Source organism: Sphingorhabdus sp., from assembly GCF_023910635.1.
Lineage (GTDB): Bacteria > Pseudomonadota > Alphaproteobacteria > Sphingomonadales > Sphingomonadaceae > Sphingorhabdus_B.
Window position 1 is genome coordinate 16,714 of record NZ_JAAVVZ010000023.1, and the last position, 22,989, is coordinate 39,702.

At 53.7% G+C, this 22,989-nt stretch carries 17 protein-coding genes; 11 read left to right on the forward strand and 6 right to left on the reverse strand.

Going from position 1 to position 22,989, the window contains the following annotated elements; genetic code table 11:
• Positions 1 to 52 precede the first annotated feature (52 nt).
• The 3 genes from HEQ34_RS11740 (at position 53) to HEQ34_RS11750 (ending at position 4,636) form a co-directional block, all read left to right on the forward strand.
• The gene (locus HEQ34_RS11740) at positions 53 to 2,650 is read left to right on the forward strand and encodes a TonB-dependent receptor (RefSeq protein WP_296200645.1); all 2,598 of its coding nucleotides are present in this window, start codon (positions 53 to 55) and stop codon (positions 2,648 to 2,650) included.
• Between the two features lie 289 nt (positions 2,651 to 2,939).
• Positions 2,940 to 4,310: an L-serine ammonia-lyase gene (locus HEQ34_RS11745; protein WP_296200680.1), complete on the forward strand. Its 1,371-nt coding sequence runs from the start codon at positions 2,940 to 2,942 to the stop codon at positions 4,308 to 4,310.
• Between the two features lie 17 nt (positions 4,311 to 4,327).
• Positions 4,328 to 4,636, forward strand: a complete 309-nt coding sequence (locus HEQ34_RS11750) for a hypothetical protein (RefSeq protein ID WP_296200648.1) — start codon at positions 4,328 to 4,330, stop codon at positions 4,634 to 4,636.
• On the opposite strand, the gene HEQ34_RS11755 is transcribed toward HEQ34_RS11750, so the two are convergent.
• From HEQ34_RS11755 to HEQ34_RS11765, 3 genes are all read right to left on the reverse strand, one after another.
• Complete coding sequence (locus HEQ34_RS11755) at positions 4,608 to 5,843, reverse strand: pyridoxal-dependent decarboxylase (protein WP_296200651.1); 1,236 nt, start codon at positions 5,841 to 5,843, stop codon at positions 4,608 to 4,610. The two genes, HEQ34_RS11750 and HEQ34_RS11755, sit on opposite strands and share 29 nt — an antisense overlap.
• A gap of 633 nt (positions 5,844 to 6,476) precedes the next feature.
• The gene (locus HEQ34_RS11760) at positions 6,477 to 7,568 is read right to left on the reverse strand and encodes a type II toxin-antitoxin system HipA family toxin (RefSeq protein WP_296200655.1); all 1,092 of its coding nucleotides are present in this window, start codon (positions 7,566 to 7,568) and stop codon (positions 6,477 to 6,479) included.
• A gap of 197 nt (positions 7,569 to 7,765) precedes the next feature.
• A complete protein-coding gene (locus HEQ34_RS11765) occupies positions 7,766 to 8,116 on the reverse strand; it encodes a helix-turn-helix transcriptional regulator (protein ID WP_296200658.1) in 351 nt (116 codons plus the stop codon).
• A gap of 891 nt (positions 8,117 to 9,007) precedes the next feature.
• Here HEQ34_RS11765 and HEQ34_RS11770 point away from each other — a divergent pair.
• The 5 genes from HEQ34_RS11770 to HEQ34_RS11790 all read left to right on the forward strand — a co-directional run bounded on the left by HEQ34_RS11770 (position 9,008) and on the right by HEQ34_RS11790 (position 16,126).
• Positions 9,008 to 11,734: a TonB-dependent receptor plug domain-containing protein gene (locus tag HEQ34_RS11770; RefSeq protein WP_296200659.1), complete on the forward strand. Its 2,727-nt coding sequence runs from the start codon at positions 9,008 to 9,010 to the stop codon at positions 11,732 to 11,734.
• A gap of 118 nt (positions 11,735 to 11,852) precedes the next feature.
• Positions 11,853 to 13,415 carry a sodium:solute symporter gene (locus HEQ34_RS11775; protein ID WP_296200661.1) on the forward strand — a complete coding sequence of 521 codons (1,563 nt, stop codon included), beginning with the start codon at positions 11,853 to 11,855 and terminating at the stop codon, positions 13,413 to 13,415.
• The gene (locus HEQ34_RS11780) at positions 13,408 to 14,304 is read left to right on the forward strand and encodes an N-acetylmuramic acid 6-phosphate etherase (protein ID WP_296200663.1); all 897 of its coding nucleotides are present in this window, start codon (positions 13,408 to 13,410) and stop codon (positions 14,302 to 14,304) included. Before HEQ34_RS11775 ends, HEQ34_RS11780 begins: the two co-directional genes overlap by 8 nt.
• The gene (locus HEQ34_RS11785; protein WP_296200665.1) at positions 14,301 to 15,044 is read left to right on the forward strand and encodes a GntR family transcriptional regulator; all 744 of its coding nucleotides are present in this window, start codon (positions 14,301 to 14,303) and stop codon (positions 15,042 to 15,044) included. The genes HEQ34_RS11780 and HEQ34_RS11785 overlap by 4 nt, the downstream gene beginning before the upstream one ends.
• Complete coding sequence (locus HEQ34_RS11790; protein ID WP_366934869.1) at positions 15,041 to 16,126, forward strand: heparan-alpha-glucosaminide N-acetyltransferase domain-containing protein; 1,086 nt, start codon at positions 15,041 to 15,043, stop codon at positions 16,124 to 16,126. The genes HEQ34_RS11785 and HEQ34_RS11790 overlap by 4 nt, the downstream gene beginning before the upstream one ends.
• Before the next feature lie 9 nt (positions 16,127 to 16,135).
• Here HEQ34_RS11790 and HEQ34_RS11795 read toward each other — a convergent pair whose 3' ends face one another.
• Positions 16,136 to 17,506 carry an FAD-linked oxidase C-terminal domain-containing protein gene (locus HEQ34_RS11795; protein WP_296200669.1) on the reverse strand — a complete coding sequence of 457 codons (1,371 nt, stop codon included), beginning with the start codon at positions 17,504 to 17,506 and terminating at the stop codon, positions 16,136 to 16,138.
• A gap of 57 nt (positions 17,507 to 17,563) precedes the next feature.
• Here HEQ34_RS11795 and HEQ34_RS11800 point away from each other — a divergent pair, with 57 nt between their 5' ends.
• From HEQ34_RS11800 to HEQ34_RS11810, 3 genes are read left to right on the forward strand one after another with little or no spacing between them, the layout of a single operon-like run.
• The gene (locus tag HEQ34_RS11800; protein WP_296200670.1) at positions 17,564 to 18,601 is read left to right on the forward strand and encodes an SIS domain-containing protein; all 1,038 of its coding nucleotides are present in this window, start codon (positions 17,564 to 17,566) and stop codon (positions 18,599 to 18,601) included.
• Entirely contained in the window at positions 18,598 to 19,734 is a 1,137-nt protein-coding gene (gene nagA, locus HEQ34_RS11805) for an N-acetylglucosamine-6-phosphate deacetylase (protein WP_296200672.1), read from the forward strand. Before HEQ34_RS11800 ends, nagA begins: the two co-directional genes overlap by 4 nt.
• The gene (locus HEQ34_RS11810; protein ID WP_296200675.1) at positions 19,731 to 20,795 is read left to right on the forward strand and encodes a beta-N-acetylglucosaminidase domain-containing protein; all 1,065 of its coding nucleotides are present in this window, start codon (positions 19,731 to 19,733) and stop codon (positions 20,793 to 20,795) included. The genes nagA and HEQ34_RS11810 overlap by 4 nt, the downstream gene beginning before the upstream one ends.
• Here the strand turns inward: HEQ34_RS11810 and HEQ34_RS11815 are convergent.
• Positions 20,767 to 21,648, reverse strand: a complete 882-nt coding sequence (locus HEQ34_RS11815) for a BadF/BadG/BcrA/BcrD ATPase family protein (protein WP_296200677.1) — start codon at positions 21,646 to 21,648, stop codon at positions 20,767 to 20,769. The genes HEQ34_RS11810 and HEQ34_RS11815 overlap by 29 nt on opposite strands.
• Positions 21,645 to 22,763: an anhydro-N-acetylmuramic acid kinase gene (locus HEQ34_RS11820; protein ID WP_296200678.1), complete on the reverse strand. Its 1,119-nt coding sequence runs from the start codon at positions 22,761 to 22,763 to the stop codon at positions 21,645 to 21,647. Before HEQ34_RS11820 ends, HEQ34_RS11815 begins: the two co-directional genes overlap by 4 nt.
• Positions 22,764 to 22,989: the final 226 nt, after the last annotated feature.

The window sequence follows — 22,989 nt, forward strand, 5'->3', positions numbered from 1 at the left end:
TCATCTTATCTTTCAAAAATAAGTAAGTGACCGTTTAAGGAGGGGATAAGCAATGAAAATCTCAAAAATGCGCCTTTTAGCAACAACAGCGCCGCTAGCAGCAGTGCTGCTTAGCACGCCATCATATGCGCAAGAAGAAACTAGCGACGGCGCAGGCATTGAAGAAATCATTGTTACCGCCCAGCGCCGCGAAGAAAATTTGCAGGATGTGCCAATCTCTGTCTCGGCTTTTAGCGCAGAGCAAATTGTACAAAAGGGCCTGAATGACGTTTCTCGCCTTGAAGGCCTAGTGCCTGGCTTCACCTTTGGAAAATCCGGCGTTGACGCGCGGCCCGCAATTCGCGGGGTTCGCACAGAAAGCGTCGATGTCAACGCTGACACAACAATCGGCATGTTCATCGATGGCATTTATCAGTCGCGCGCATCGCAAGCGACTTTGGGCTTCATCGACCTAGAGCGCGTTGAAGTGCAGCGTGGACCGCAAGGAACGCTTTATGGACGCAACACCTTTGGCGGCAACATTTCGATTGTTTCAGCCCGCCCAGATTTCTCGGGATATTACGGCGGCGCCGATCTGACAATTGGTGATAACAGCCAGGTTCGGCTATCCGGTTACTTAAATGCACCGCTTAGCGACACCGTGGCGCTTCGTTTTGCCGGCGGATATGAAAAGTCCGATGGATTTGTGAAGAATGTCAATCCAACGGGTGGAAACCTGTTTGACGACGATAATAAATACGTCCGTGCTTCGCTCAGATTGCAGCCAACTGAAAATCTCACTGCCGTGCTTAAATTCGACTATGCACGGCGGGGCGGCAATGGCGGCTCGGCATTCGGATATAAGCTTGTTGGCAGTTATTTTCATGTGCCTTCGAACCAGCAGTTGTTCAACGCAACACCAGTCATCCTGAATACGCGCGGTGGCAATCGCGATGGTATTGTCGATGCTCCGCTACCGACAGACCAGGGCATTCCTTTGTTTGCTGCAGGCAATCCGTACTTGATCAACAACGAGTATCGCGGCGCGCTTGATCTGCGCAACACAGGTTGGTCGTCCAATATCGCTTATGATTTTGGTGCGGTGACGTTGAAGTCAATCACTGGTTACTCGGATTTTGAAACAACGCGGACGCAAGATACTGATTTTTCGAGCAGCCAGATTGGTGCGGATTACCAGTTCACCTCGGCGAAGACGTTAAGCCAAGAGCTACAACTTGTCTCCAATGGCAGTGGACCGCTTGAGTATGTGGTTGGTGCCTATTTCTTCAAGGACAAGCTTAATGGCACCTTTATAAATGAACAATTCGTTCAGGTTGTCCCTGGCGACACACGGCCCCCCGCGGTGCGCCAAAGCGGAGGTTTTTATCAGGAGTTTCGTGCGGAGACGGAGTCACTCGCGGCTTATGCGCAGGCCAGCTATGCCATCACGGAAAAGTTGAAGCTAACCGGCGGCATCCGTTATACACGCGATAAGAAGGACTTCCAATTCGCCAATGCCAATGAGGTGCTTCCCTTTGTTGGCGGTGCCCCTGTGGGTACAGCAATCACGCTGCGTACAGGCAATATTCCAGCCGCTTCCTTTGGTGTCCAAGGAGCGCCAACTAATTGTACCTACACGACTTTACCTGCGCCTCAGCCCGGCTTCCGTTGCTTGCCAGCAGATACGACGCGTTTTGTGGGGGCGACGTTTAACGCCGCGACCTTTAAAAAGGCCACTTGGCGCGTTGGGCTAGATTATCAAGTCGCCGATGACAGCTTGTTATATGCCTCGGCATCCACGGGTTTCAGTTCGGGCGGGTTTAATGGCAGTCAGGCTGCTGCAGCACTCGGGCGTTCAACCTTTGCACCACAAACTGTAACAGCGTTTGAAATTGGTTCGAAAAACCGGTTCGCAGACAACAGCGTCCAGCTTAACCTTTCAGCCTTCTACAACCGCTATGCTAGTTTGCAGGAGCAGCGGCAAATTCCAGTTGGCAATACGACGCTGTCCATTATTGAAAATAGCGGCAAGGCTCGGTCTTACGGCGCGGAGCTTGAGGCAATCTGGAAACCGGTCGATGCGTTGACACTTAACGCCAGCTTTGCATACCTCAATGCAGAGTATACCGAATATGACCAAGTTGCAGCGCCATTTGGAACGTCGATTTTGGTGCCGGATGCAACCGCACCAGCAACGATCGTTAATGGCGTCACCATCGCTCCAGCTGGTCAAAAGCGCTTGTTCGCTGTTGGTTACAATTGTGGGCTAATTCCGGGTACGGGTGGTGCTGGACAACCTGGAGCAGCATATGGTTGTGACTTGAGCGGAAACAAAATTGCGCATTCACCGGAATATGCAGGCTCAGTTTCGGCTCAATATGATATTGATCTTGGCAGTGCCGGAAAGCTCTCGCCTTATGTACAGGTGAATTTCTCAGGCGCATTCTTCGGCCAGGCGATCAATTCCATTCTTGATCAGCAGTCTTCTTTTGCCAAGGTCGATCTTCGGCTGACTTGGGAATATAATGATCGTTATTCTATCCAAGGATTTGTGACGAATTTAACTAATGAAGCAACTGCCACGCGTTTCGTTTATGGCGGCGGCGGCAACCTTCAGGCGAGCTATGCCCCTCCTAGGCTGTGGGGTGTTCGTGGCAGCGTCAAATTCTAAGCAACTTGACGACGGTTGATTTTAAAGGGCGGAGCTCAGGCTCCGCCCTTTTTATATGGTGTGCCAAAAGAGACTGAAAATGGTCGCGCAGATAGATATTGGTCAGTCAAAAACGAAAGAGCATGAAATGTTTGTTGGTAACCCGGCGCTTACTTCAATGCCAATTCCACCAATGTGTGAGGCTCAGAAAAATTAAAACTATGCCGTGAAGCTCACAACGATATTTTTCTAGATGTCGTTTAATTATGTATCACAGCTCAAAATCTATCGGTCAGATAAAGGTTCAACGATGATTTCAATACTTGACCTTTTCAGGATCGGCGTTGGCCCATCGAGTTCTCATACTGTCGGTCCGATGAGAATTGCGCGAAGGTTTGTGTCCACGTTAGATCAACAAGGCAAGTTGTCATCAATTTCACGGATACATGTTCAATTACAGGGGTCTCTAGCTTTGACCGGAGTAGGTCATGGCTCGCCGATAGCCAGTGTGCTCGGACTTCTTGGGGCAGAACCACAAACCGTAGATCCTGATGCCGTGGAAAAAATTCTCGCTGAGCCGAAGGCCGGGACGCTCAGGCTGCTGGGAAAGCATGTAATAAAATTCGACATGATGAACGACATCGAGCTTGCGTGCCATATAACGCCGCGTCAGCATCCCAATGGGATGAGGCTCCGCGCGTACGGCACTGAATCGCTGATTGCAGACGAAACCTACTTCTCGACCGGTGGTGGGTTCATTGCGACACTTGCGCAGATTGAATCGCCCACGCAAGCCGACTTGGTGACGGGCAGCTGTGCAGTCACTTATCCTTTCTCGTCTGGGGCCCAGCTCTTGGCGTCGTGCCAAAATGCCTCATTGGATATCGCATCGCTTATTCTGGCCAATGAAGAAGCATGGCGGTCACCAAAGGAAACTAACGAAGGTATCGATGCACTCGTGTCAGCCATGCTCAGCTGTATCGATCGGGGACTACGCAGTGAGGGCGAGCTTCCTGGAGGATTACAGGTTCGAAGGAGAGCGCCTGGACTTTGGCGCAAACTTGAGGCGAGCCAAAGGCCGAACGAAAGTGAAGCGTTACTTGATTGGCTGAATGTATTTGCCATGGCTGTGAACGAAGAAAATGCATCTGGCGGACGTGTTGTGACGGCACCGACTAACGGCGCAGCAGGGATCATCCCAGCCTTAATACGTCACTACTGTAATGGGCAAGAGCGGGATCCGGAGATGGCACGGCGGTTCATTCTTACGGCGGGTGGCATAGGATTACTATACAAGCAGCGCGCGTCTATCTCGGGCGCAGAAATGGGTTGCCAGGGTGAGGTTGGCGTCGCTTGCTCTATGGCTGCCGCTGGTTTGGCAGCAGTATGGGGTGGCACCCCCGAGCAAGTGGCTTCTGCAGCTGAAATCGGTATGGAGCATAACCTTGGCCTGACTTGCGATCCAGTAGGCGGGTTGGTGCAGATACCGTGTATTGAGCGTAATGCCATCGGGGCGGTGAAAGCAGTCAACGCTGCTCGTTTGGCACTGCACAGTCACGAAACACCAAAAGTTTCGCTCGATCAAGTCATCGAAACGATGCGCCAAACCGGCCTGGATATGTCCTCCAAGTATAAGGAAACTAGCCTAGGTGGGTTGGCAGTCAATGTCGTCGCATGTTAACCGACTCCCAAGAATAGTTGAAAATTGTCGAACGAGTGTGCGTTTTTGCCATCAAGTGGATATCTTGGGTATACCATTTATTTCTGAAGTGGGCGGCGGCAATGTTCCGTTTAGGGCTGCAAAGCAGACAGACCGCTTACGGCCCAATTCAGGTCATCATTATGAGACTGGTGCCATCATCTCCGCTGCGGCAGCTTTTAGGCGACCGTCACCACCTTCTGAACGACGACAACTGGGTGGAGTCCAGACAGGCAGTCTTTGAAAAAAACACCCTGCCAATAGCAGACCTTGTTTTGATCAAATTACTGTCTGAATGGCGTCAATGATGGCATCGACATCGGCAGATGGATTAGCTGCCACACATCTCAGCCATTGGGTTCCTGCAACTGTCGTTTTTGAAGCAAGTCCGACAGGCAATGCGGCCGAAAGTTGGTCAACTGTCTTGTTACGTGGACGCCAGACAACGACGCCGGTTTCAGGATGGCCAAGCAATTCTAGTCGCGGGTCTTCTTCGACAAAGGCGGCAAATTTTTCTGCTGCCGCCATGCAAGTGTCAAGTCGCGACGCGAGTCCATCGCGACCCCAGGCCAATAATGTCGCGAAAAGCGGCACGGCTGTCGCACCATGTGATCCCAACAAACCAATGTTGGGCGCAGCGAGATAAGGTCCGCCGAAGGACAGCGCCGAATGCGCCATCGCCGCATCGCGAAAAAAAACTAATGCAGATTCTTTAGGCTGAAAGAGCCACTTGTGCGCAGAAACTGCCACCGAGTCCGCTAATTCGATTCCATCGAGTGTCCCGGCATATTTTTTACTCAAGCGCAGTGGCCCCGCCCATGCGGCGTCAACATGCGTCCATGCTGCTGAGCCTGCCAAATGTAACGGATCGATAACGCCGGTCGATGTAGCACCTGCAACGAGAACGAGGCAGGCGCGATCTAATCCCGCAACCGCGTCAGGCAGGAGCCGGCCTTGACCGTCCGTTGGCAGCGGCCGAAAACGTAAACCAAGCAGTCGTGCCGACTTCTCGACCGAAACATGCGCCGTGTCTGGGGCGACGACCTCATTAACCCCTCGAAGTTCGCGTGCAGCCCAAAGCGCAGTCAGGTTTGCAACCGTTGACCCTGGCACCATGTGACCGCCGTCCATCCCGAAAAATGGGGCAAGCCACGCAACGGTGCGTTCTTCGATTTTACGTGCCATTGGCGCGGTTGCGGGATGTAAGAGATTCTGATTTAGCCGTGCGTTCCAAAACGTCATCGCCCACGTCAGCCACGGTGTTGGCGGGTCCATGTGCGCGAAGGACAATTCGTTATCAAGCCGATGAGCACCGCCAAGCACCAACGCGGCGAGATCGGGCAACAATTCCCGCTCGCCTGCACCAGTATCGGGCAGATATGTAGGCAGGGTGTCAAAGGCCAAAGCGGGATCGCTTGGCGCCTGTTCGATAAGGTGTCGGACCGCTTCCAAAAGAGCATCATTTTCAGCGACAAATGATTCATCGGTGGTGTAGAGGTTAGGCTGGGACGGCATGTGTAGGCAATAGCATCTGGTGACATTTAATCACGATAAAATGCTCGTCCGTTTGATCTTACGATTAAAACTCATGCCTGCTTTCGAGCGTCGCCATTCGATCCGGTAACATCTCGAATTGGGTATTTGCTGAAGTTCCGCTTTGCGCCCCCGTTGTTCCGAAAGCAGGCAGTCGGCTCCCGGCCCAATTTCGGCCTGTCCGTATGACTCAGACAAATGTCCACTTTCGGGATGTGACTTGGCCGCCGGAAATGTCCGCAATGTTGTCGTGTCCGGACAGGCAGATTTCAGGGGAGAAGCTTAAAAAGCCGACGTTGAAGCTGCCGGCCCCTTCAACGGCGGTTCCCGCTAACTTTGCGGACGTTCGCATGAACAAACAGGGTCCCTAATAGCTGCCGTCCGTTAACGCACTCAGGCCAGAACATTTATGACTACAATTAGGCCGAATGCGGAAGGGCTGCTTTGGGTGGCCACCTACTTACATGCGGCCTTAAGTCATCGGCACGGAGGGCCAATTGGCATTGGGTGGCTCAGCCTTGATCACCCAGTAAACGTAACATGTGAGCGGTGTGATTATATGGTTCAAGTAATCTGCGTTGGCTGAAACCCGTTCGGTACACTGATCGCCAAAGTCTAGCGAAGACGCAGTTCGGGGCTATCACCCGTTTTAAAGTTGTCGGGCAAACCCTCAAATGCGAAGGGGTTGAGAAATTGCCGACGCCATAAGAAGGCGCGTTCGGCCTCGCCGAGTTGCGCTTCGTCGCAGACCGCTGTCCATTGGGCTTTGATGCGCGTGATCTGTTGCACGATTAAGGCGCGCGCGCGCACATCACTAAGCAGAAATACCGGCGCGGCTTCTAGGCATAGCGACAATTGGCTCATACGACGGTTGCCGAGGATAAACATAGCTTGCGTCGCCTCTCCGTCCGTCCGGCCCTGCGGGCATATATCATAGGCGGGAGTTAGCCGAAGCGATTTTCCATCCCAAAATGCAGCATGGTTGCGCGCATGATCATCGGTATTGCCGCACAATATATTGAATATGATGCGCGCAAACAGTTCGGTTAGTGTTTCCACAGGATCATCGAAGCGGTGACGGATGATGGTCGCCAGTTCCTCATAACTTGCGTAGCGCGCTTCCGTTTCATCAAGGTCGAACATTGTCAATGCCGAGACAATGCCCCGACGCAACCAGCTTCCGTCGCTAGAAACGCGGTCGAAACGTTCGATCAGCAATACGTCTTTGCCGAGCGCATTAGCGAGCTTGACCGGTGCAACGGCAAGGCCGACGTGCTCCGCAAGACGCATGGCTACAAATTCGGCCTTCACCACATTGTAAAGGTCGGTCGTCGCCGAGAATTTCGCAATGTACTTCTTGTCGTCGTCGTCGATGAGCGCTTTGGGACGGGCACCCCCAAGTGACGAGCCATGCTGCAATGCCTGGTCGAGTTCGGGCGTAAGGTGCACGCCTTTTTCGACTCGCTCAGCAGACTCCATAAGTTCGGCAAGCTTGGCGTTCTTGCGTTGGCGCGGTATATAGTCGGTCGGTGAGCGCTGGAAGTCGAGCATACCGATGCGGTCGGAGCCGGATTCCAGCAAGTAGGTTAACTCGTCCAGATCGATTTGCGCTGCTTCGTCACCCTTCAGGCCTGTCACGCGGTTGATGATGACGCGCCGCCCCCATGCGTCGGGCGAGCCGTCGCGGATGCTGCTGGGTAGCAGCATCTTGTTGTGAGTTTCGATGGCGCCGGCGCGCAGCGGTAATTCGGGGTCATAAATGGCGATCGCGTCGGCGCGTGCTAGATAACTTTGGCCATAATTAAAGGTCAGCCGCCCATTGCGCGCGCGCTAACCGTCCGGCGACAACGGGCTGGGTTGCGTCGGGAAGCTAAATCCACACGAACGCCTCTTCGATACGATTTTCAGAAGTCATCTTTCACCTCGTTGCGCGCTTTATGGATGGCTTTTGGAAGCAGGCGAAGTTTGTCCTCTTGTTCGACGAGAAGCGTGGTGAGGCCGTTTCGGTCGCTTTCAAAGAGCGGGACGCCAACGATGGTGGCGGCCTCGAATACCAAGCCGATGCCGCAGCGCGGATCGCCCTGCTCGATACGACGCATCATGTCGCGCGACACGCCGGCGCGCGTGGCCAATTCTTCCATGCTAAGTCTACGTTCGATCCGGTGGATGCGAATGAGCTGGCCAAGTAAAGCAACGGCTTCCCTGCCGTAGCGGGAATAGGAACGGGGAACGGATTTACTGCGCTCGATAGTCATAAGGATGCCTTTCTTTATCCTTGCGAACCATACCTCAACATGAAGGTGGTGTCAAGAAAACGGCTTAGATATAAGTCATATAGCTATTTACGGCTTATACGTAAGTCTTTGCAGATGGATATTGCTATGACGACACTCCGTCCGGAGTGCTTGTCGTCAACGGCCTCCTCGTTCGATACGGCCTTTCCGAGGTTTAACCAACGCGGTTCTGCGCTCGCTAAGGCGCCCGAGTTGCAGTTTTCCTTAGCCGCATTCCGGCGGGTTTCTCATTACGCTAAAATAGCAGTCGTTCCCGCGGAAAAGTTGACCCGCCGAAAGCGGACCTTTGTTAACCAGTCCTCTGCGTAGGAGTTTGGCAGGACCCGCCTTAGTTGAGACGCTCCACCAATTTAGCAAACTATAGAGTTACAACCGATTCCAGGAAGAAGGGCAAACCTGACGACGCAAATTTCATCACTCTGTAGATATCGCTTTGCAAAGGCGCGATGTCTCTGCTTTGTCCTAAGTGGATTGGCCCCCACATGCAGTTGATAGATTCTGAAAATGCGAGAACACTAGCGCTCCACCTATCGCAATTGCATCGTTAGAAACCGACCCGCATAGGTAAAGATTCTTTGCTACTGGCATTAACTTGCGTTCGGTCGGTTGACCGGTCTGCCGGAACTTTTAACGTAATCTTACGTCCGCAGGACCGCGAAATGATAAGACGACGCTGTTTATCGAACGTGCGAGTTAAAGCCTTCCACGTGCGATACCCAGATGCGCCAAATGTTCGCACAGCCATATCGCTGATTCAAAGATATTGGTATTAAAATGGTATTGCATAATTTTTACAGGCACGTTACGTCGTGGCAACTCGATCGAAAGCTATAACGGGAAGGGAGTTTGGGCGTGAGAAGGAAAACATCAAAGATACTCTATGGCAGCTGCGCGTTTCTTGGACTGGTTGCGTCGGCTATATCAACAAATGCAATCGCGCAGGATGCGGTCTCCGCTGAAGAAGTGGATGACGGAATCGTTGTTACAGGAACGAGGATCAAGAGTGCGGGCCTTTCTTCAACTAGCCCGATCAGCACGCTTGATGGCGAGCAGATCCAACTGCAGCGCGCAGTCACAATCGAAGATATCTCGGTCAAAATCCCGCAACTTGCTGGCGGTGTGAACTCGACATCGGTCGGCAGCGACGCTTTTGGCGCACAAACTCTCGATCTGCGCAATCTAGGGCAGAACCGGACGTTGGTTCTGATCAACGGAACACGCGCACTCCCATTCAGCTTCCGCAACGCGGTTGACGTGAACTCCATACCCGCGCCGCTTCTGGAACGCGTCGATGTTCTCACAGGTGGCGCAGCAGCGGTCTATGGCGCTGATGCAGTGGCAGGCGTGGTGAACTTCATAATCAATGACGATTTCGAAGGGTTACAGGCAAACATCAACTATCGTGCCGTTGCTGGCGGCGCTTCTCAAAAGAGCGCACACTTGATGGGCGGCATGAAGCTGGGCGATCGCGGGAGCATTGTCGGTTATGCAGAATATACGGATCGTGACCCTCTGCTTGCGGGTAAGCGTAGCTTTGCAAGAAACGGGGCGGCCACACTTCCGATCGGAGGCAACTTCACTGATATAGCGAGCGGACGTACATTTTCATATGACGCAAATGGTGCCTTTACGCTGACGCCCCAGACCACCGACTACACGCCGCTATTCCTGCTTTCGCAGCCGCTCCGGCGTATCAATGCTAACGCATTCTTCAAATATGATCTTTTCGAGGGCGTCGAAACTTACGGCCGGGTCATGTATTCGACCGTCAAAACCCAAGGTGGCACGCGTTCGGGGCAGAATCCACCCACAACTGGAACAGCCGGTATTAACGTACAAATATCGCAGACCAATCCATTCCTCGACCCGCAGGCGCGCGCGCAACTCACTTTCGTGAATGGCTTTGCCAACGTCAACGTCCGCCGTTCTCTCGGCGAATTGGGGCCGACCTTTGCAGAAAACAAACGGGACAATATTCAGGCCCAGATCGGATTGCGTGGCGAGATCACGCCAGCAATCAGCTGGGATGCATATTATCAATATGGACGTTCGGAAGAGTCTATAACGGTCAAGGGTGACGGCCTTAAAGCCAGCTTTGCCGGCCTTGTGAACACAACCGATATCTTCGGTCCCGGCGGCAATTTTACCAGCGTGCTGCAAGATTTCGATTTTGGCGACCGCAAGCGTACCCAGCAAGTAGGTTCGGCCTATATTGCGGGCGACACCAGCGATTTCTTCAACGGCTGGGCAGGGCCGGTCGGGTTTACAGCGGGCTATGAGTTCCGCAAGGAAACCGGGCGCTTTGCTTACGGTACCAATCTTGGCACATCGTTTAATCAGGGTGCGGAATCGGCTCCACCGATCCCGCCGTTCATCCAGGTCAACGAGCTGTTCGGCGAACTCGTCGTACCGTTGTTGTCGGATGTACCTTTGATCAAACAGCTTAATGTCGAAGGAGCGTATCGCCGCTCATGGTATGAAAAATCCGTCGGACCCGACCGTAGTTACGATACCAACAAGGTCGGTATTAACTGGACGGTCAGTGACGATCTGCGGTTTCGCGCAACGCGCCAAACCGTTATCCGCGATGCGAATATCGGCGAGTTTGCCAATCCGGTATTCTCGATACCGTTTGCAAACCTCAGGACAGTGGCGCGCCTCTTTCCTCGTTACGCGGGCGACCCCTGTGTCGGTGCCACAAACGCCGCGACGGTCACCCAGTGCACTGCCCAGGGCTATAAAGGCGCTTATGATTCCAACAATCCGGCCAATCTGACCGGCGGATATTTCTTCGGTGGTAACGCCAATATCCAAGCGGAACGCGGCAAGACGTATACAATCGGCGGCGTGCTAACGCCTAGCTTCATTGCGGGCCTCAACCTCTCGGTTGACTATTACAAGATCAGCATTCGCGATGCCGTGGGTCAGATCCAGCCGATTGATGCGATCACAAGTTGTTACGTAACTGATCCCAGCGCGGACAATCCGCTATGTGCGGCAGTGACACGCGATCCCGTTACCGGATTTATCAAGAATGCATTTGTCGACGACCGCAATCTGGCTTCGATTAAGCAGGAAGGGATTGATGTCGATCTGAAATATGGCTTCGATGTTCCCTTTGGTTTGCCGGGAGACAAATGGAACATTGGTTATCAGGGTAGTTTCGTAGCCGATTACACGATTCAGCGTAATGCGGTCCTGACCCCTGTAGACTGCAAAGGCCGTTACGGCTCGCGGTGCTCCTCCGATCTCGTAACGCTGGTCGCTCCCGATTACCGTCATCGTGCGACCTTTACCTGGGACAGTGAGCCCCTCACTGTGCAATTCGGCTGGAAGCGGATCGGTTCTGTCAAAGACAGCACCGCAGGCAGTGTAGGCAAGATCGATGCGTTCGACTATTTCGATCTGAACATCGCGCTGCGCCCGCCGATCAAAGGCTTGTCGTTGACGTTCGGCATCGACAATATGTTTGATAAGAAACCGCCCCTTGCGGTCAACCCGGGAGCGTTCAATACTTTCCCCGACACATATGACGTGCTTGGCAGAACGTTCGGATTTTCGCTTACGATCCGCAGATAAGCGCGTGAAGGGGGGCGGCATTTCGATGCTGTCCCTCTACAGTTCTGCCAAAAACACTATTCATCATGACATTCGCCTTGCGGGCATTTAGGCTGCGGAAAATGGGGAGATTTGGCGAATGACGCCACTGCAGTTCACGGCACTGGATTGGAGCATATTGGCTGGTTATGTTGGCATACTTGCTGCGGCGGGATATTTTTCCACCAAACGCAATATGCAGAATGCTGACGATTATTTCCTCGCAAGTCATCATGCGCCGACTTGGCTTGTGGCGGTGTCCGTGCTGTCAACCGTCCAGTCTGCAGCCACATTCCTTGGAGTGCCTGACAATAGTTTTCGCGGCAATTATACTTATCTGACCAGCACCATCGGCGCTTTGCTTGCCGCCTGGTTTGTCGCAAAAATCTTAATACCCCGATTTTATGCCATCGGGGCTACGACCGTCTACGAACTCCTTGAGCAGCGCTTTGATGTTACCGCGCGTCGGGCCGCGGGCGCCATGTATCTTTTGGGCCGTGTTTTTGCGAGTGGTGCCAGACTGTATCTGGCGGCGATCGCGGTCTCGATGATCATGTTTCTTGACGTCGAGCCGCAGCATATCGTCATCGCATCATTCACGCTGCTCATATTCGGATTGGCCTTTACCTTCATGGGTGGATTAAACTCCGTAATATGGAGCGATCTGGTGCAGGTGGTGCTGTATGTCGGCGCTGCCATCATGGTTCTTATCTTTTTGCTGGTCAAAATACCCGTTCCATTGCCGGAAATTGTGAACAGCCTGACCGTATCGCCATCCGGAGACAAGACGCAGATAATCGATTGGTCTTTCAATTTTACAGCACCCTTTTCGATTTTTGCAGCTGTTACCGGGCTCGTTCTGCTGAATATCGGCAATTCGGGTCTCGACCAGGACACCACGCAACGCTTACTCGCCTGCGACAGTGCCAAGCATGGCAGCCGGGCGCTGTATGCATCGGTATGGGCCTCCATTCCTGTCATCCTGCTGTTCCTCGTCATCGGCTCCTTGCTACATATTTTTTACGAGCGGCCCGATCTGATGGGATCGAACGGAAGTGAAGTAATCCAGACGTTCCAAGGCGAAAAAATAACGGTCTTCATGCATTTCATATTGAGCGAGATTCCGCCTGGACTTCGCGGTCTTGTGACGGTGGGCGTTATCGCTGCCGCTGCCATAAATTCGGGATTGATCTCGATGGCGGCGGTATTGATCAATGATTTCTATCGGCCATGGAAAGAGCGTCGCGGTGAGCATCGCGAAAGACATTTCATTCTCGCAGGGCGCGTGACAACAGTTTTGTTGGGTCTGGCGCTGTTTGCAATGTCAATCCTGTGCTATTATTGGCAGCGCTACAGTAGTCTGCCGTTGCTGGAATTTGTACTGGGTGTTATGGCGTTCGCCTATTCGGGATTGCTTGGGGTTTATTTTACCGCGATCTTTACCAGCCGCGGATCGTCGACTTCAGTGATTGCAGCGCTGATAGCAGGCTTTGTGACCATTCTCGCTTTTCAGGGATATGTCGTTGACAATTTGGGCCTGCCGCAAGTCATGAAAACTATAGCGTTCCCGTGGCAGCTCTGCCTTGGAACCGTTGTTGCAACCGCTGTCTGCCTGATCGGCTCGCAATCGAAATCCGTTACACAGAGTATCGAACATGCCTAATACCGAGAGCCTTAACCCGCGATTTTCGGATATCGACAGTTGGCCGACGATCGAAGCTGTTGAAGCTATGCTTGAGGGTCAAATGTCGGCCATCGCCTCGATTAAAAGCCAGACACAGCGGATATCTGCCGCTGCCGAAGCTGCCGCCGCGCGCCTGCAGAACGGCGGAAGGCTTGTATATGTCGGCGCAGGAACCTCGGGGCGGGTTGCGGTTCAGGACGGTGTGGAACTTGGCCCGACCTTCGGCTGGCCGAGCGAGCGCCTCCTATATTTGATGGCAGGCGGCATTGATGCGCTCGTCCACAGCGCAGAAGGCGCGGAAGACGATGCAGATGATGGAAGGTCACGGGTTAGGGAATGCGCGGTCAGCGCTGACGATGTCGTAATCGGGGTTGCGGCCAGTGGCAGAACACCCTTTACGATAGCGGCGCTGAATGCAGCAAATGACGCAGGTGCACTGACCATTGCGATAGTCAATAATGCGGGGACAGACCTTCTTCGCGCAGCGCAATATGGTTTGCTGGCGGCGACCGGCAGCGAGGCCATCGCCGGGTCGACCCGAATGAAAGCTGGAACCGCCCAAAAGGCTATTCTCAATCTATTGTCTACAGCCATCATGCTTCGGCTTGACCGCGTGTATCGCGGCCTGATGGTGGATATGGTCATCTCCAATGATAAGCTTCTTAACAGGGCGTTCGGCATCGTTAAGGCCTTGAGCAATTGCAGCGAAGCTGTCGCGATGGAGGCCGTAGTTCTTGCCCAAAACGATATAAAAACTGCGGTGCTTATTGCCCTTGGGAAAGACCCGGCAGCTGCTGCTCAGTTACTGCGCGAACATGGTGGCATATTGCGCGACGCGGTAGAGACATTGGACAGGAACCCATCATGAAGCCGGGCATTGCGCATACAAGCGAACACCGCAATTCGCCCATCTATATGCAGCTTGCCCATCGATTGCGGCAGCAGATCGAGGATGGCGACATCAGCGCGGGTGAAGCGCTTCCCTCCGAGCGCGACCTGTGCAAGATCATCGGCGCGTCAAGAGTGACCGTGCGTAAGGCAATCGAACTGCTGATCGAAGACGGTCTACTGTCGAGACGTCAGGGCTCAGGAACATATGTAACGCCCCGTATTCAGGCTCCCGGTTCCTTTCTGAGCAGTTTCAGCGAAGACGCTGAAGCACGCGGAGAGGCAACCGGCACGATCTGGATGATGAAAGTCATCGCTGTTGCGTCCGAAGAAGAAGTGCGGATTCTCGAGTTACCGAACGGAGCTGACGTGGCTCGGCTCAGCCGCGTTCGAATGGCTGGCGGCGAACCGCTGGCAATAGAGAATGCGGTTGTACCTGCGGAAATGCTGCCGGATATGGCGCATCTGGGAAATTCGCTTTATCAGGCACTCGACCAGCACGGTAACCGGCCTGTAACCGGGCAACAGAAAATCCGGGCTGCACTGGCGGGGCCAACGGAGGCTAGGCTGCTCTCCATCCCTGAAAATACAGAAATATTACGCATCGAGCGAATTACCCGACGGGCAGATGGGCGTCCGGTCGAACTTACCCGTTCTGCCTATCGCGGCGAACGATATGAGTTTGTGAGCGAACTGCGCGGGCCATTTGCAGTATTGTGAGCAAGTCCGTTTCTGGTCGCGATCCATCGCTTGACAGCTTTCGTGGGCTGGACGTGCTTTTGATGATATTGGTGAACGTTCAGGGTAATGGAAACGCCGCATTTGCGACGCTCAGGCACGCCGAATGGAACGGTCTGACATTTGCCGATCTTGTTTTTCCGATATTCCTTTTGATCGTTGGACTATCTGCCCCGCTGGCGCTGGACAAGGCGGGTTACACTGTCAGCTGGACAGCCATTTGCAGGAGGGTATTTCTGCTTTTTATTATCGGCGTTGCTTTGAGCTGGCTGATCAGGCCGACACTCGACCCTAACATGATCCGCTGGAGCGGCGTATTGCAGCGTATTGGAATCGTTTATCTGGTCTGCGCGGCGGTCATATTCATCAGGCGCAGCGCCGCTCTACCCATGCTTATCGCCTTAATGCTGCTTGTTGTTCATTCGTGGATGCTACTGAAGGTAGGAACGCCAACTGGAGCGCCGGCCAGCATGGAACCAGGCAAGGGGATAAGCGGCTGGCTCGATCAAAACCTTATTCCTGGCAGGGTCTTGCGGAAAACCTGGGAGCCCGAAGGTGTCTTGTCGACGATGGCTGCTGCGGCCAATGGATTGATCGGCGTCGGCATCATGCGATGGGTCAAAGGGAATGAGGTCAGCCATGCGCGCCTGGCGCTGGCAGGCGTGATCATTTTGGCTGCAGGATTGGCATCGACCCCTATTTTGCCATTGAACAAGAATCTGTGGACGGCGAGTTTCGCACTTGCGACTTGCGGTATCGGGATAATATTCTGGGCATCGCTTAAATCGATTTGGTCTATCCTCGGCGAGAACAAGATTGCCCTGTGGACCGCAAGTCTAGGCCAGGCAGCGCTGACACTCTACGTCGTTCACACTTTGTTGATCGCGATCATTGTTCGCAAATTACCGAACGGTGAAACGATATGGGATGCAACCTATCAAGAGCTTTCAAACGTCGGATTGCCAGCACCGGTTACATCCCTGCTCTATGCCTTGATTGCAGCAGCGATTTCCTGTGCCGTCCTTCCTTGGCTGAAGCGGCGTGGATGGGTGCTCAAAGTTTAGGTCCTGGCCCTAATCTAGGAAGATCTTGCCGGGATTGAACAGCCCTGAGGGGTCCAGAGCATTTTTTATCTGCCGCATGGTCGCAACGCTGTTCGCACCATGCTCACGGCGCATGGCCTCTCTTTTACCCAAACCGATCCCGTGCTCGCCCGTGCAGGTGCCGCCTGCCGATAGCGCGTGGTCGATCATCGCCTCGTTGATAATGCGTGCCTTGTCCCAACTCGCCATATCCTCGGCCTGCAATATGAAGAAGACATGGAAATTGCCGTCACCGACATGACCTAGTATCGGAGCAAACAGGCCGGATGCTTGTATTGCAGTTTTGGCGCGGGTGATGGCATCGCTCAAATGGCTTATCGGCACACAAATATCGGTGATCCATGCAACCGCTCCGGGAACCATATTTTTTGCAGCCCATAGCGCCTGATGGCGCGCCTTCCACAAGGCATTCCGGTCTTCGGTCGCGCTTGCAAACTGAAGCTTGCCGCCGCCATTGCTGTCACCCATTAGCCGAACCAGGTCCAACTGGTCGGCAACGCCAGCGTCTGATCCGTGAAATTCGAGGAACAGCATAGGCTTTTCGGGCAACCCCAGAGCACTTTGTCGGTTGCAGGCCCGAATTGCTGCTTCGTCAAGCAACTCCATTCGCGCGATGGGCACGCCCGACTGGATCGTGGCGATGACGGTATCGACCGCCCCCTCGATAGTGCCAAAGTCCCATGTTGCCGCGAGGATCTTTTCAGGCTGGCCATGCAGGCGCAAACTTGCCTCAACGATCAGGCCAAGCGTACCTTCAGCGCCGGTATAGAGGTGCGTTAGGTCATAACCGGAAGCTGATTTTCGGGCGCGCGTTCCTGTCGTGATAAGGCTGCCATCGGCGGTCACCACCTTCAGCCCGAGTATATTCTCGCGCATGCTGCCATAACGGACGGTCGTTGTTCCAGAAGCGCGTGTTGAAATCATGCCGCCAAGCGAGGCATTGGCACCGGGATCGACAGGAAAAAACAAACCAGTCGCGCGAATATCTTCGTTGAGCTGTTCCCGTGTCACGCCCGGCTCGACAAGACATAACAGGTCGGCTGCGCTGACCTCAACGATCCGGTTCATTCGGCTGAAATCGATACAAAGAGTGTCGGCATTTATTGTCGCAGCATTGCCCTCAAGTGAAGTTCCTGCGCCATAGGCGACAATCGTGTAGTTTTCTTCTGCCGCCTTTTTCACCAGCAGCTTCACTTCATCGATTGTTTCGGGCTGGGCAACAAGTGACGGCGGTTGGTGGGCGTGAAGACCTTCGCTCTGGGCATATTGCGCCAGCGCCGAACTGGCTGTGACAAGGCGGGAACCGAACTGGTCGCCAAGGGACTGTGCAAGACTGATCATATATTCGCCAATAGCAGTGTTGCATCGACACGTAAATTGGTATTATATAGGTATTATATGAATGACCCAACCCGAACATTAATGTATGCAGAAGCCTCGCAATCCAGCGAAGTTGCTGCCCTGCAATATGCGTCTAACGCTGTGCTGATTGCCGACTTAGTGCACAGGTTGCGTGCTCTCGATCCGCAAATCATCTTCACATGTGCGCGGGGAAGCTCCGATCATGCAGCGACATATGCCAAATATCTGATCGAGACGCGCCTTCGGATTCCCGTCGTTTCGCAGGCGCCATCGATCAGTTCGATATATGGCGCGCCGCTTCTCCATATGAAGGATCAGCCGTTCATTCTCATCTCGCAATCCGGAAAAAGCCCTGATTTGTTACTATCGGCCGATGCGGCGCGAAAAGCCGGTGCGCTGGTCATCGCTTTTGTAAATGACACAAGTTCACCGCTCGCAGACCTAGCCGAAATAGTTGTGCCGTTGCATGCAGGACCAGAGAAGAGTGTTGCAGCGACCAAAAGTTACATAAACACATTATGTGCATTCGCGCATCTTGTGAGCCATTGGAGCGGCGACAATGAGGTGCAGGAAGCCGTGGAAAGGCTCCCTGAAACTCTGAGAACAGCTTGGGCCAAAGATTGGTCCGCAGGTGCAGATCTTCTTGACGATGCCCAGAGCATGTTCGTACTTGGCCGCGGGCTGACCCTTGGCGTCGCGCAGGAGGCAGCGCTCAAATTCAAGGAAACGAGCGGCATTCATGCTGAGGCTTTCAGTATGGCCGAGGTCGTGCACGGACCGATGGCACTGGTAAAATCGGGATTTCCGCTGTTGATATTTCCTCCGCTGGACAAGGCAGCCGTTGGTCTCGACGCAATCGTCCATCAGTTTCTCGGCCGCAATGCCAAGATTGCCGTGGCCGGTCAGCAATTTGACGGGGCTGTGATGCTTGGCCTTCCAGAACGATTGAATAGTGTCACCGCCCCTATTGCAATGGTGCAGAGCTCTTACGCCATGGTGAATGCAATATCAGTAAAGCGCGGCTATGATCCGGATCACCCACCCATGCTGCAAAAGGTGACCGAAACGACATGACCATGACGGCTTTGGTGGGCGCGCGCATACTTGCGGGCAATATTTGGCATGAAGAGCATGCGCTTATCGTCAGCAATGGCAACATCAAAGCTTTGGTGTCGGCAAATGCCTTGCCGGACAATGTGTCAGTGCAAAGACTTGACGGTGGCATGCTTTTACCCGGTTTTATTGATACGCAAGTGAACGGCGGCGGGGGCGTCCTGTTCAACGACCAGCCGACCGTTGAAGGCATAACCGCCATCGTCGAGGCGCATCGAAAATTCGGCACGACTGCGATGTTGCCAACATTGATCAGTGACGATCTTGACGTTATCGCCAAGGCTGTCGCTGCCGTCGATGATGCTATCAAGGCCGGTGTTCCGGGGATTGTAGGAATACATATCGAAGGCCCGTTTCTCAATGCAGGCAAGCACGGAATCCATGATTCCCAGAAATTCCGGCTACTGGATGACGAAGCGATCTCACTTTTGTCCTCCCTGCAATATGGAAGGACGCTGGTCACGCTTGCGCCAGAGCTTGCGCCTCCAGGAGCCATCGCCGCGCTGGTAAAAGGTGGCGTCATAGTTGCTGCAGGGCATACGCTGGCAACTTATGATGACATGAAGCGGGCGATCAACGAAGGTCTGTCTGGCGTCACCCATCTGTTCAACGCGATGACGCAGATGGACAGCCGAGCGCCCGGCGTCGTGGGAGCCAGTCTCGACAGCGATCTCGTCTGCGGAATCATCGTTGACGGACATCATGTCCACCCCGCATCGCTGCGCGCAGCATATCGTGCCAAGGGTAGTAACGGACTGATGCTTGTCACAGATGCGATGCCCACCGTCGGCTCTCCCATCAAGGAATTCACAGTGAGTGAAACCCATGTAACGGCCAGCGAAGGTATGTTGCGCTCCGGCGATGGCACACTCGCTGGCTCCGATCTCGATATGGCCAGCGCGGTAAGAAATTGCGTACAACTGATGCAGACTGATCTCGGTTCGGCTTCCCGAATGGCAAGTGCCACGCCTGCAGAATTTTTGGGACTTGGTCACGCGCACGGTCAGATAGCCGCCGGATTTAGGGCAGATCTCGTTCATCTCGACGACAGACTCAACGTCAGGAATGTCTGGATAGCGGGCAAAAACGCATGATGCCCGAGCTGGGCGTTATCGAGGGCTATTTTGGCCGTGCGTGGAGTTGGGAAGATCGCGCTGAAGTCATCAACAGACTCGCGCCTATAGGCTATGCATTCTTCCATTACGCGCCCAAAATCGACAGCCATCTGCGCCGCAACTGGCGTAACATACATGACGAGGCGGACACGAAAAATCTTCGGCGCTTTGTCGAGCACTGCGCAAGCCACCGTGTCAAGTCAGGTATCGGATTATCGCCTTATGGCGCGCATATCAATTTTGACCGCACGACCAAGGATGCGTTGAAGGCAAAGATCGCCTATCTCAATATGATTGGCATAGACGATCTCGTGATCCTGTTTGACGACATGCGTGGCGATTATGCCGATCTTGCCGAGCGACAGGCCGAAATAATTGATTTCGCCATTGGGTGCAGCAAAGCATCACGCTTTTTCATGTGCCCGAGCTATTATTCCGACGATCCTTTGCTCGACCGCGTCTTCGGGCAAAGACCGGAAGCTTACCTGGAAACGCTCGGAAAGCTTCTGGACCCGGCTATTTCCGTCTACTGGACCGGTGAGGAAGTATGCTCTCGCGAATTCGGCGTCGGTCATCTTGTCAGTGTTGCGGAACGACTGGGCCGCAAGCCGTCTATTTGGGATAATTATCCTGTGAATGACGGACCACGGATGTCAAACCATCTGCATCTGCGGGCATTCACCGGCCGTCCCTCAGCCATGGGATCCCATATCGCACATCATGCAATCAATCCTGCATCGCAGCCGATACTGAGCTGCGTTCCGGCGCTGACCTTGCCGTTATGCTATCGCAGAGGGGAGGCATATAGTTACGCGGCGGCATTTGCCGAAGCAGCGACTGCCGTCTGCGGAACCGACTTCGCCCTCCTACTTCAGGAAGACCTCAATCTGCTAGAAGACCGGGGCCTGTCGGACATTGCCGATAGGCTAGCTGAGGTTCGTCAGAAATATGCTTCCGTCGACCATCCGGCAGCGAGAGAGATCGTTGACTGGCTGTCTGGAGGCTATGCGATTACTGGCGAGATGCTTCGGACCCAATAGGGCGGCCCGCAAGTATCAAAGCGCCATCAAGTGCATCACCTAGAGCATCCTGCAGTTGCGCAACAATCCGCACGCGCAGCCAGGGCTTCATCCGTTCCGCAAGTCCGCCCATCAAAACGCATCGTGGTGCTCCGCGTGAAATAATGGTCTCGATAAATCTTTCGATATGCAGCGCCGCATCGCGAACAATTGACAAGGCGATTTCGTCACCATTGTCGGCATAGTCCATCACCAGCGGAGCAAAGCGCGCGTAATCGCCCGGCGCTGCGTCATCCATCCAAGCGATTACGCGCGGGATGGCATGATCGAACTGTTTTGTTACCGCCTGGCTCAACGGTGATGGCCTTGTCCTGCCGTCCAGAGCGCGCAAAGCATGCCTGATGGCACTCAGACCTAGCGCCGCGCCGCTCCCTTCGTCGGATATCGGAAACCCGTACCCACCGATACTGAAGCTGTCTTCGCCTCGCTTAACCAGACTGACGCTGCCTGTTCCGATAATCAGAATGGCGCCGTCACCACCCCTATGCGCACCCAAATTGGCGATCATTGCATCGCTTGTAAACTGGACGTTCGCGAACGGGAAAGCTAGTGCCTGAATTTCGGGCTTCATTCCCATGCGGTTAATGCCTGCAATACCCATGCCGCAACGGATTTTGCGCGCATCCTCCTCGCTCAAGCCGGCTGCGCGGACTGCCTGCATTGAAACGTGAAGCAACGTGGTATGGAGGTTATCGAGACCGATGCGCGTATTCGCCGGTCCCGCATTGCCCGAACCCAGCACATTGCCGTGCTCGTCAGTCAATCTCGATTTGCTCGAAGTGCCGCCGGCATCTACTCCAAGAAACAGGTTCATGCTGATACCTTTTCTGCTAAGATTTGGTCGGGCTTTGTTAGCACTCCGCCGGACATTGGCTCTGCGACGCCGGTGGTGCCGGGATATGTTATCGGCAATCTATGTAGACAACGATAGGCAAGATACGCAAATCCTTGCGCCTCAATTGCATCGCCATCCCTGCCGAGTTCGTCGGTCAGCACAGTTGGGATTCCGCAGTATGTTTCGATCATTCGGATCATCGTATCATTCTTGCGTCCGCCGCCGCATACAATCAAGCGTTGTGGCATGGCGGGGAAATGTTTCAGTCCCATGGCGACGGCTTTGGCGGAAAATGCTGTTAAGGTGGCAGCGCCGTCGTTGGCTGAAAGTCCGTCAACTAAATCTAGACTAAAGTCTTTACGGTCCAGCGACTTTGGAACCGAAGCAGAAAAGAACGGATGGTCGAGCATTGCGTGCAATGCCTTTTGGTCGACCGTCCCATTGGCTGCGAATTCACCACCTTCATCGAACGGATAGTTTGTTTTTCGAGACATCCAGTCGTCGATTAAAGCGCTCGCCATTCCGCAGTCAAACGCATGGAGCGCGCCGTCTGTGCCGATAAATGTGAGGTTTGCAACCCCGCCAAGATTGAGCACAGCCACTGGCTGCGAAGTATCTGCAAACAGAGCACGGTGAAATACGGGGATGAGAGGAGCCCCTTGGCCACCGAACATTACATCAAAGTTGCGCATATTGGACATTACCGGAATGTTCAGTTGGTTCGCCAAAAACGCAGGATTTCCAATTTGCCAGGTCCAACCCAAGTCGGCACGATGCGCAATTGTATGGCCATGCAACCCGATCGCAGCGATTTCATTCGCTGATACGCCTGACCTAGCGAGCAAGGCTTCGCTAACTGCGAGATGCCGTTCATCAAGCAACTTTTCACAATAGTCTATCGCCGGGCTGGCTAAAGGTTGCTTGCTGCCCATTGCAATATCGCATGCATCGGAAATCACGGCTTTCAGGCTCTCGGGGTACGGCTCAAACTGAAAGGCGACAGATTCGACCGCATTGAGACCGTCGGTTTTGATAAGCGCGGCATCAACACCATCGCGCGAGGTTCCAGACATAAGTCCGATAACAAACTGCATTACTAACCTACTCACCGCATATTGGTATTATATTGGTATATAAGATGGCTGATTCGATGTCCATTGCTATTGTTGTATCGTGATCGCAATAGACACTCTCGCGTACAGAAATCACCTATAGTAATAGCCAAGAAGCTTCAGCGACACGTTAGCACTACTTTGGCAGATTTGTAATTTAGGGGATTCCCTTTTTGTCCGATCGGTGATTCATAGGGAGCTAGCTTAT

Bases quoted from the DNA above. Each gene is read 5' to 3' on its own strand.
- HEQ34_RS11740 (WP_296200645.1), top strand. From the start codon at position 53: ATGAAAATCTCAAAAATGCGCCTTTTAGCAACAACAGCGCCGCTAGCA.
- HEQ34_RS11745 (WP_296200680.1), top strand. From the start codon at position 2,940: ATGATTTCAATACTTGACCTTTTCAGGATCGGCGTTGGCCCATCGAGT.
- HEQ34_RS11755 (WP_296200651.1), bottom strand. From the start codon at position 5,843: ATGCCGTCCCAGCCTAACCTCTACACCACCGATGAATCATTTGTCGCT.
- HEQ34_RS11760 (WP_296200655.1), bottom strand. From the start codon at position 7,568: ATGCTGCTACCCAGCAGCATCCGCGACGGCTCGCCCGACGCATGGGGG.
- HEQ34_RS11765 (WP_296200658.1), bottom strand. From the start codon at position 8,116: ATGACTATCGAGCGCAGTAAATCCGTTCCCCGTTCCTATTCCCGCTAC.
- HEQ34_RS11775 (WP_296200661.1), top strand. From the start codon at position 11,853: ATGACGCCACTGCAGTTCACGGCACTGGATTGGAGCATATTGGCTGGT.
- HEQ34_RS11780 (WP_296200663.1), top strand. From the start codon at position 13,408: ATGCCTAATACCGAGAGCCTTAACCCGCGATTTTCGGATATCGACAGT.
- HEQ34_RS11785 (WP_296200665.1), top strand. From the start codon at position 14,301: ATGAAGCCGGGCATTGCGCATACAAGCGAACACCGCAATTCGCCCATC.
- HEQ34_RS11795 (WP_296200669.1), bottom strand. From the start codon at position 17,506: ATGATCAGTCTTGCACAGTCCCTTGGCGACCAGTTCGGTTCCCGCCTT.
- HEQ34_RS11800 (WP_296200670.1), top strand. From the start codon at position 17,564: ATGAATGACCCAACCCGAACATTAATGTATGCAGAAGCCTCGCAATCC.
- nagA (WP_296200672.1), top strand. From the start codon at position 18,598: ATGACCATGACGGCTTTGGTGGGCGCGCGCATACTTGCGGGCAATATT.
- HEQ34_RS11810 (WP_296200675.1), top strand. From the start codon at position 19,731: ATGATGCCCGAGCTGGGCGTTATCGAGGGCTATTTTGGCCGTGCGTGG.
- HEQ34_RS11815 (WP_296200677.1), bottom strand. From the start codon at position 21,648: ATGAACCTGTTTCTTGGAGTAGATGCCGGCGGCACTTCGAGCAAATCG.
- HEQ34_RS11820 (WP_296200678.1), bottom strand. From the start codon at position 22,763: ATGCAGTTTGTTATCGGACTTATGTCTGGAACCTCGCGCGATGGTGTT.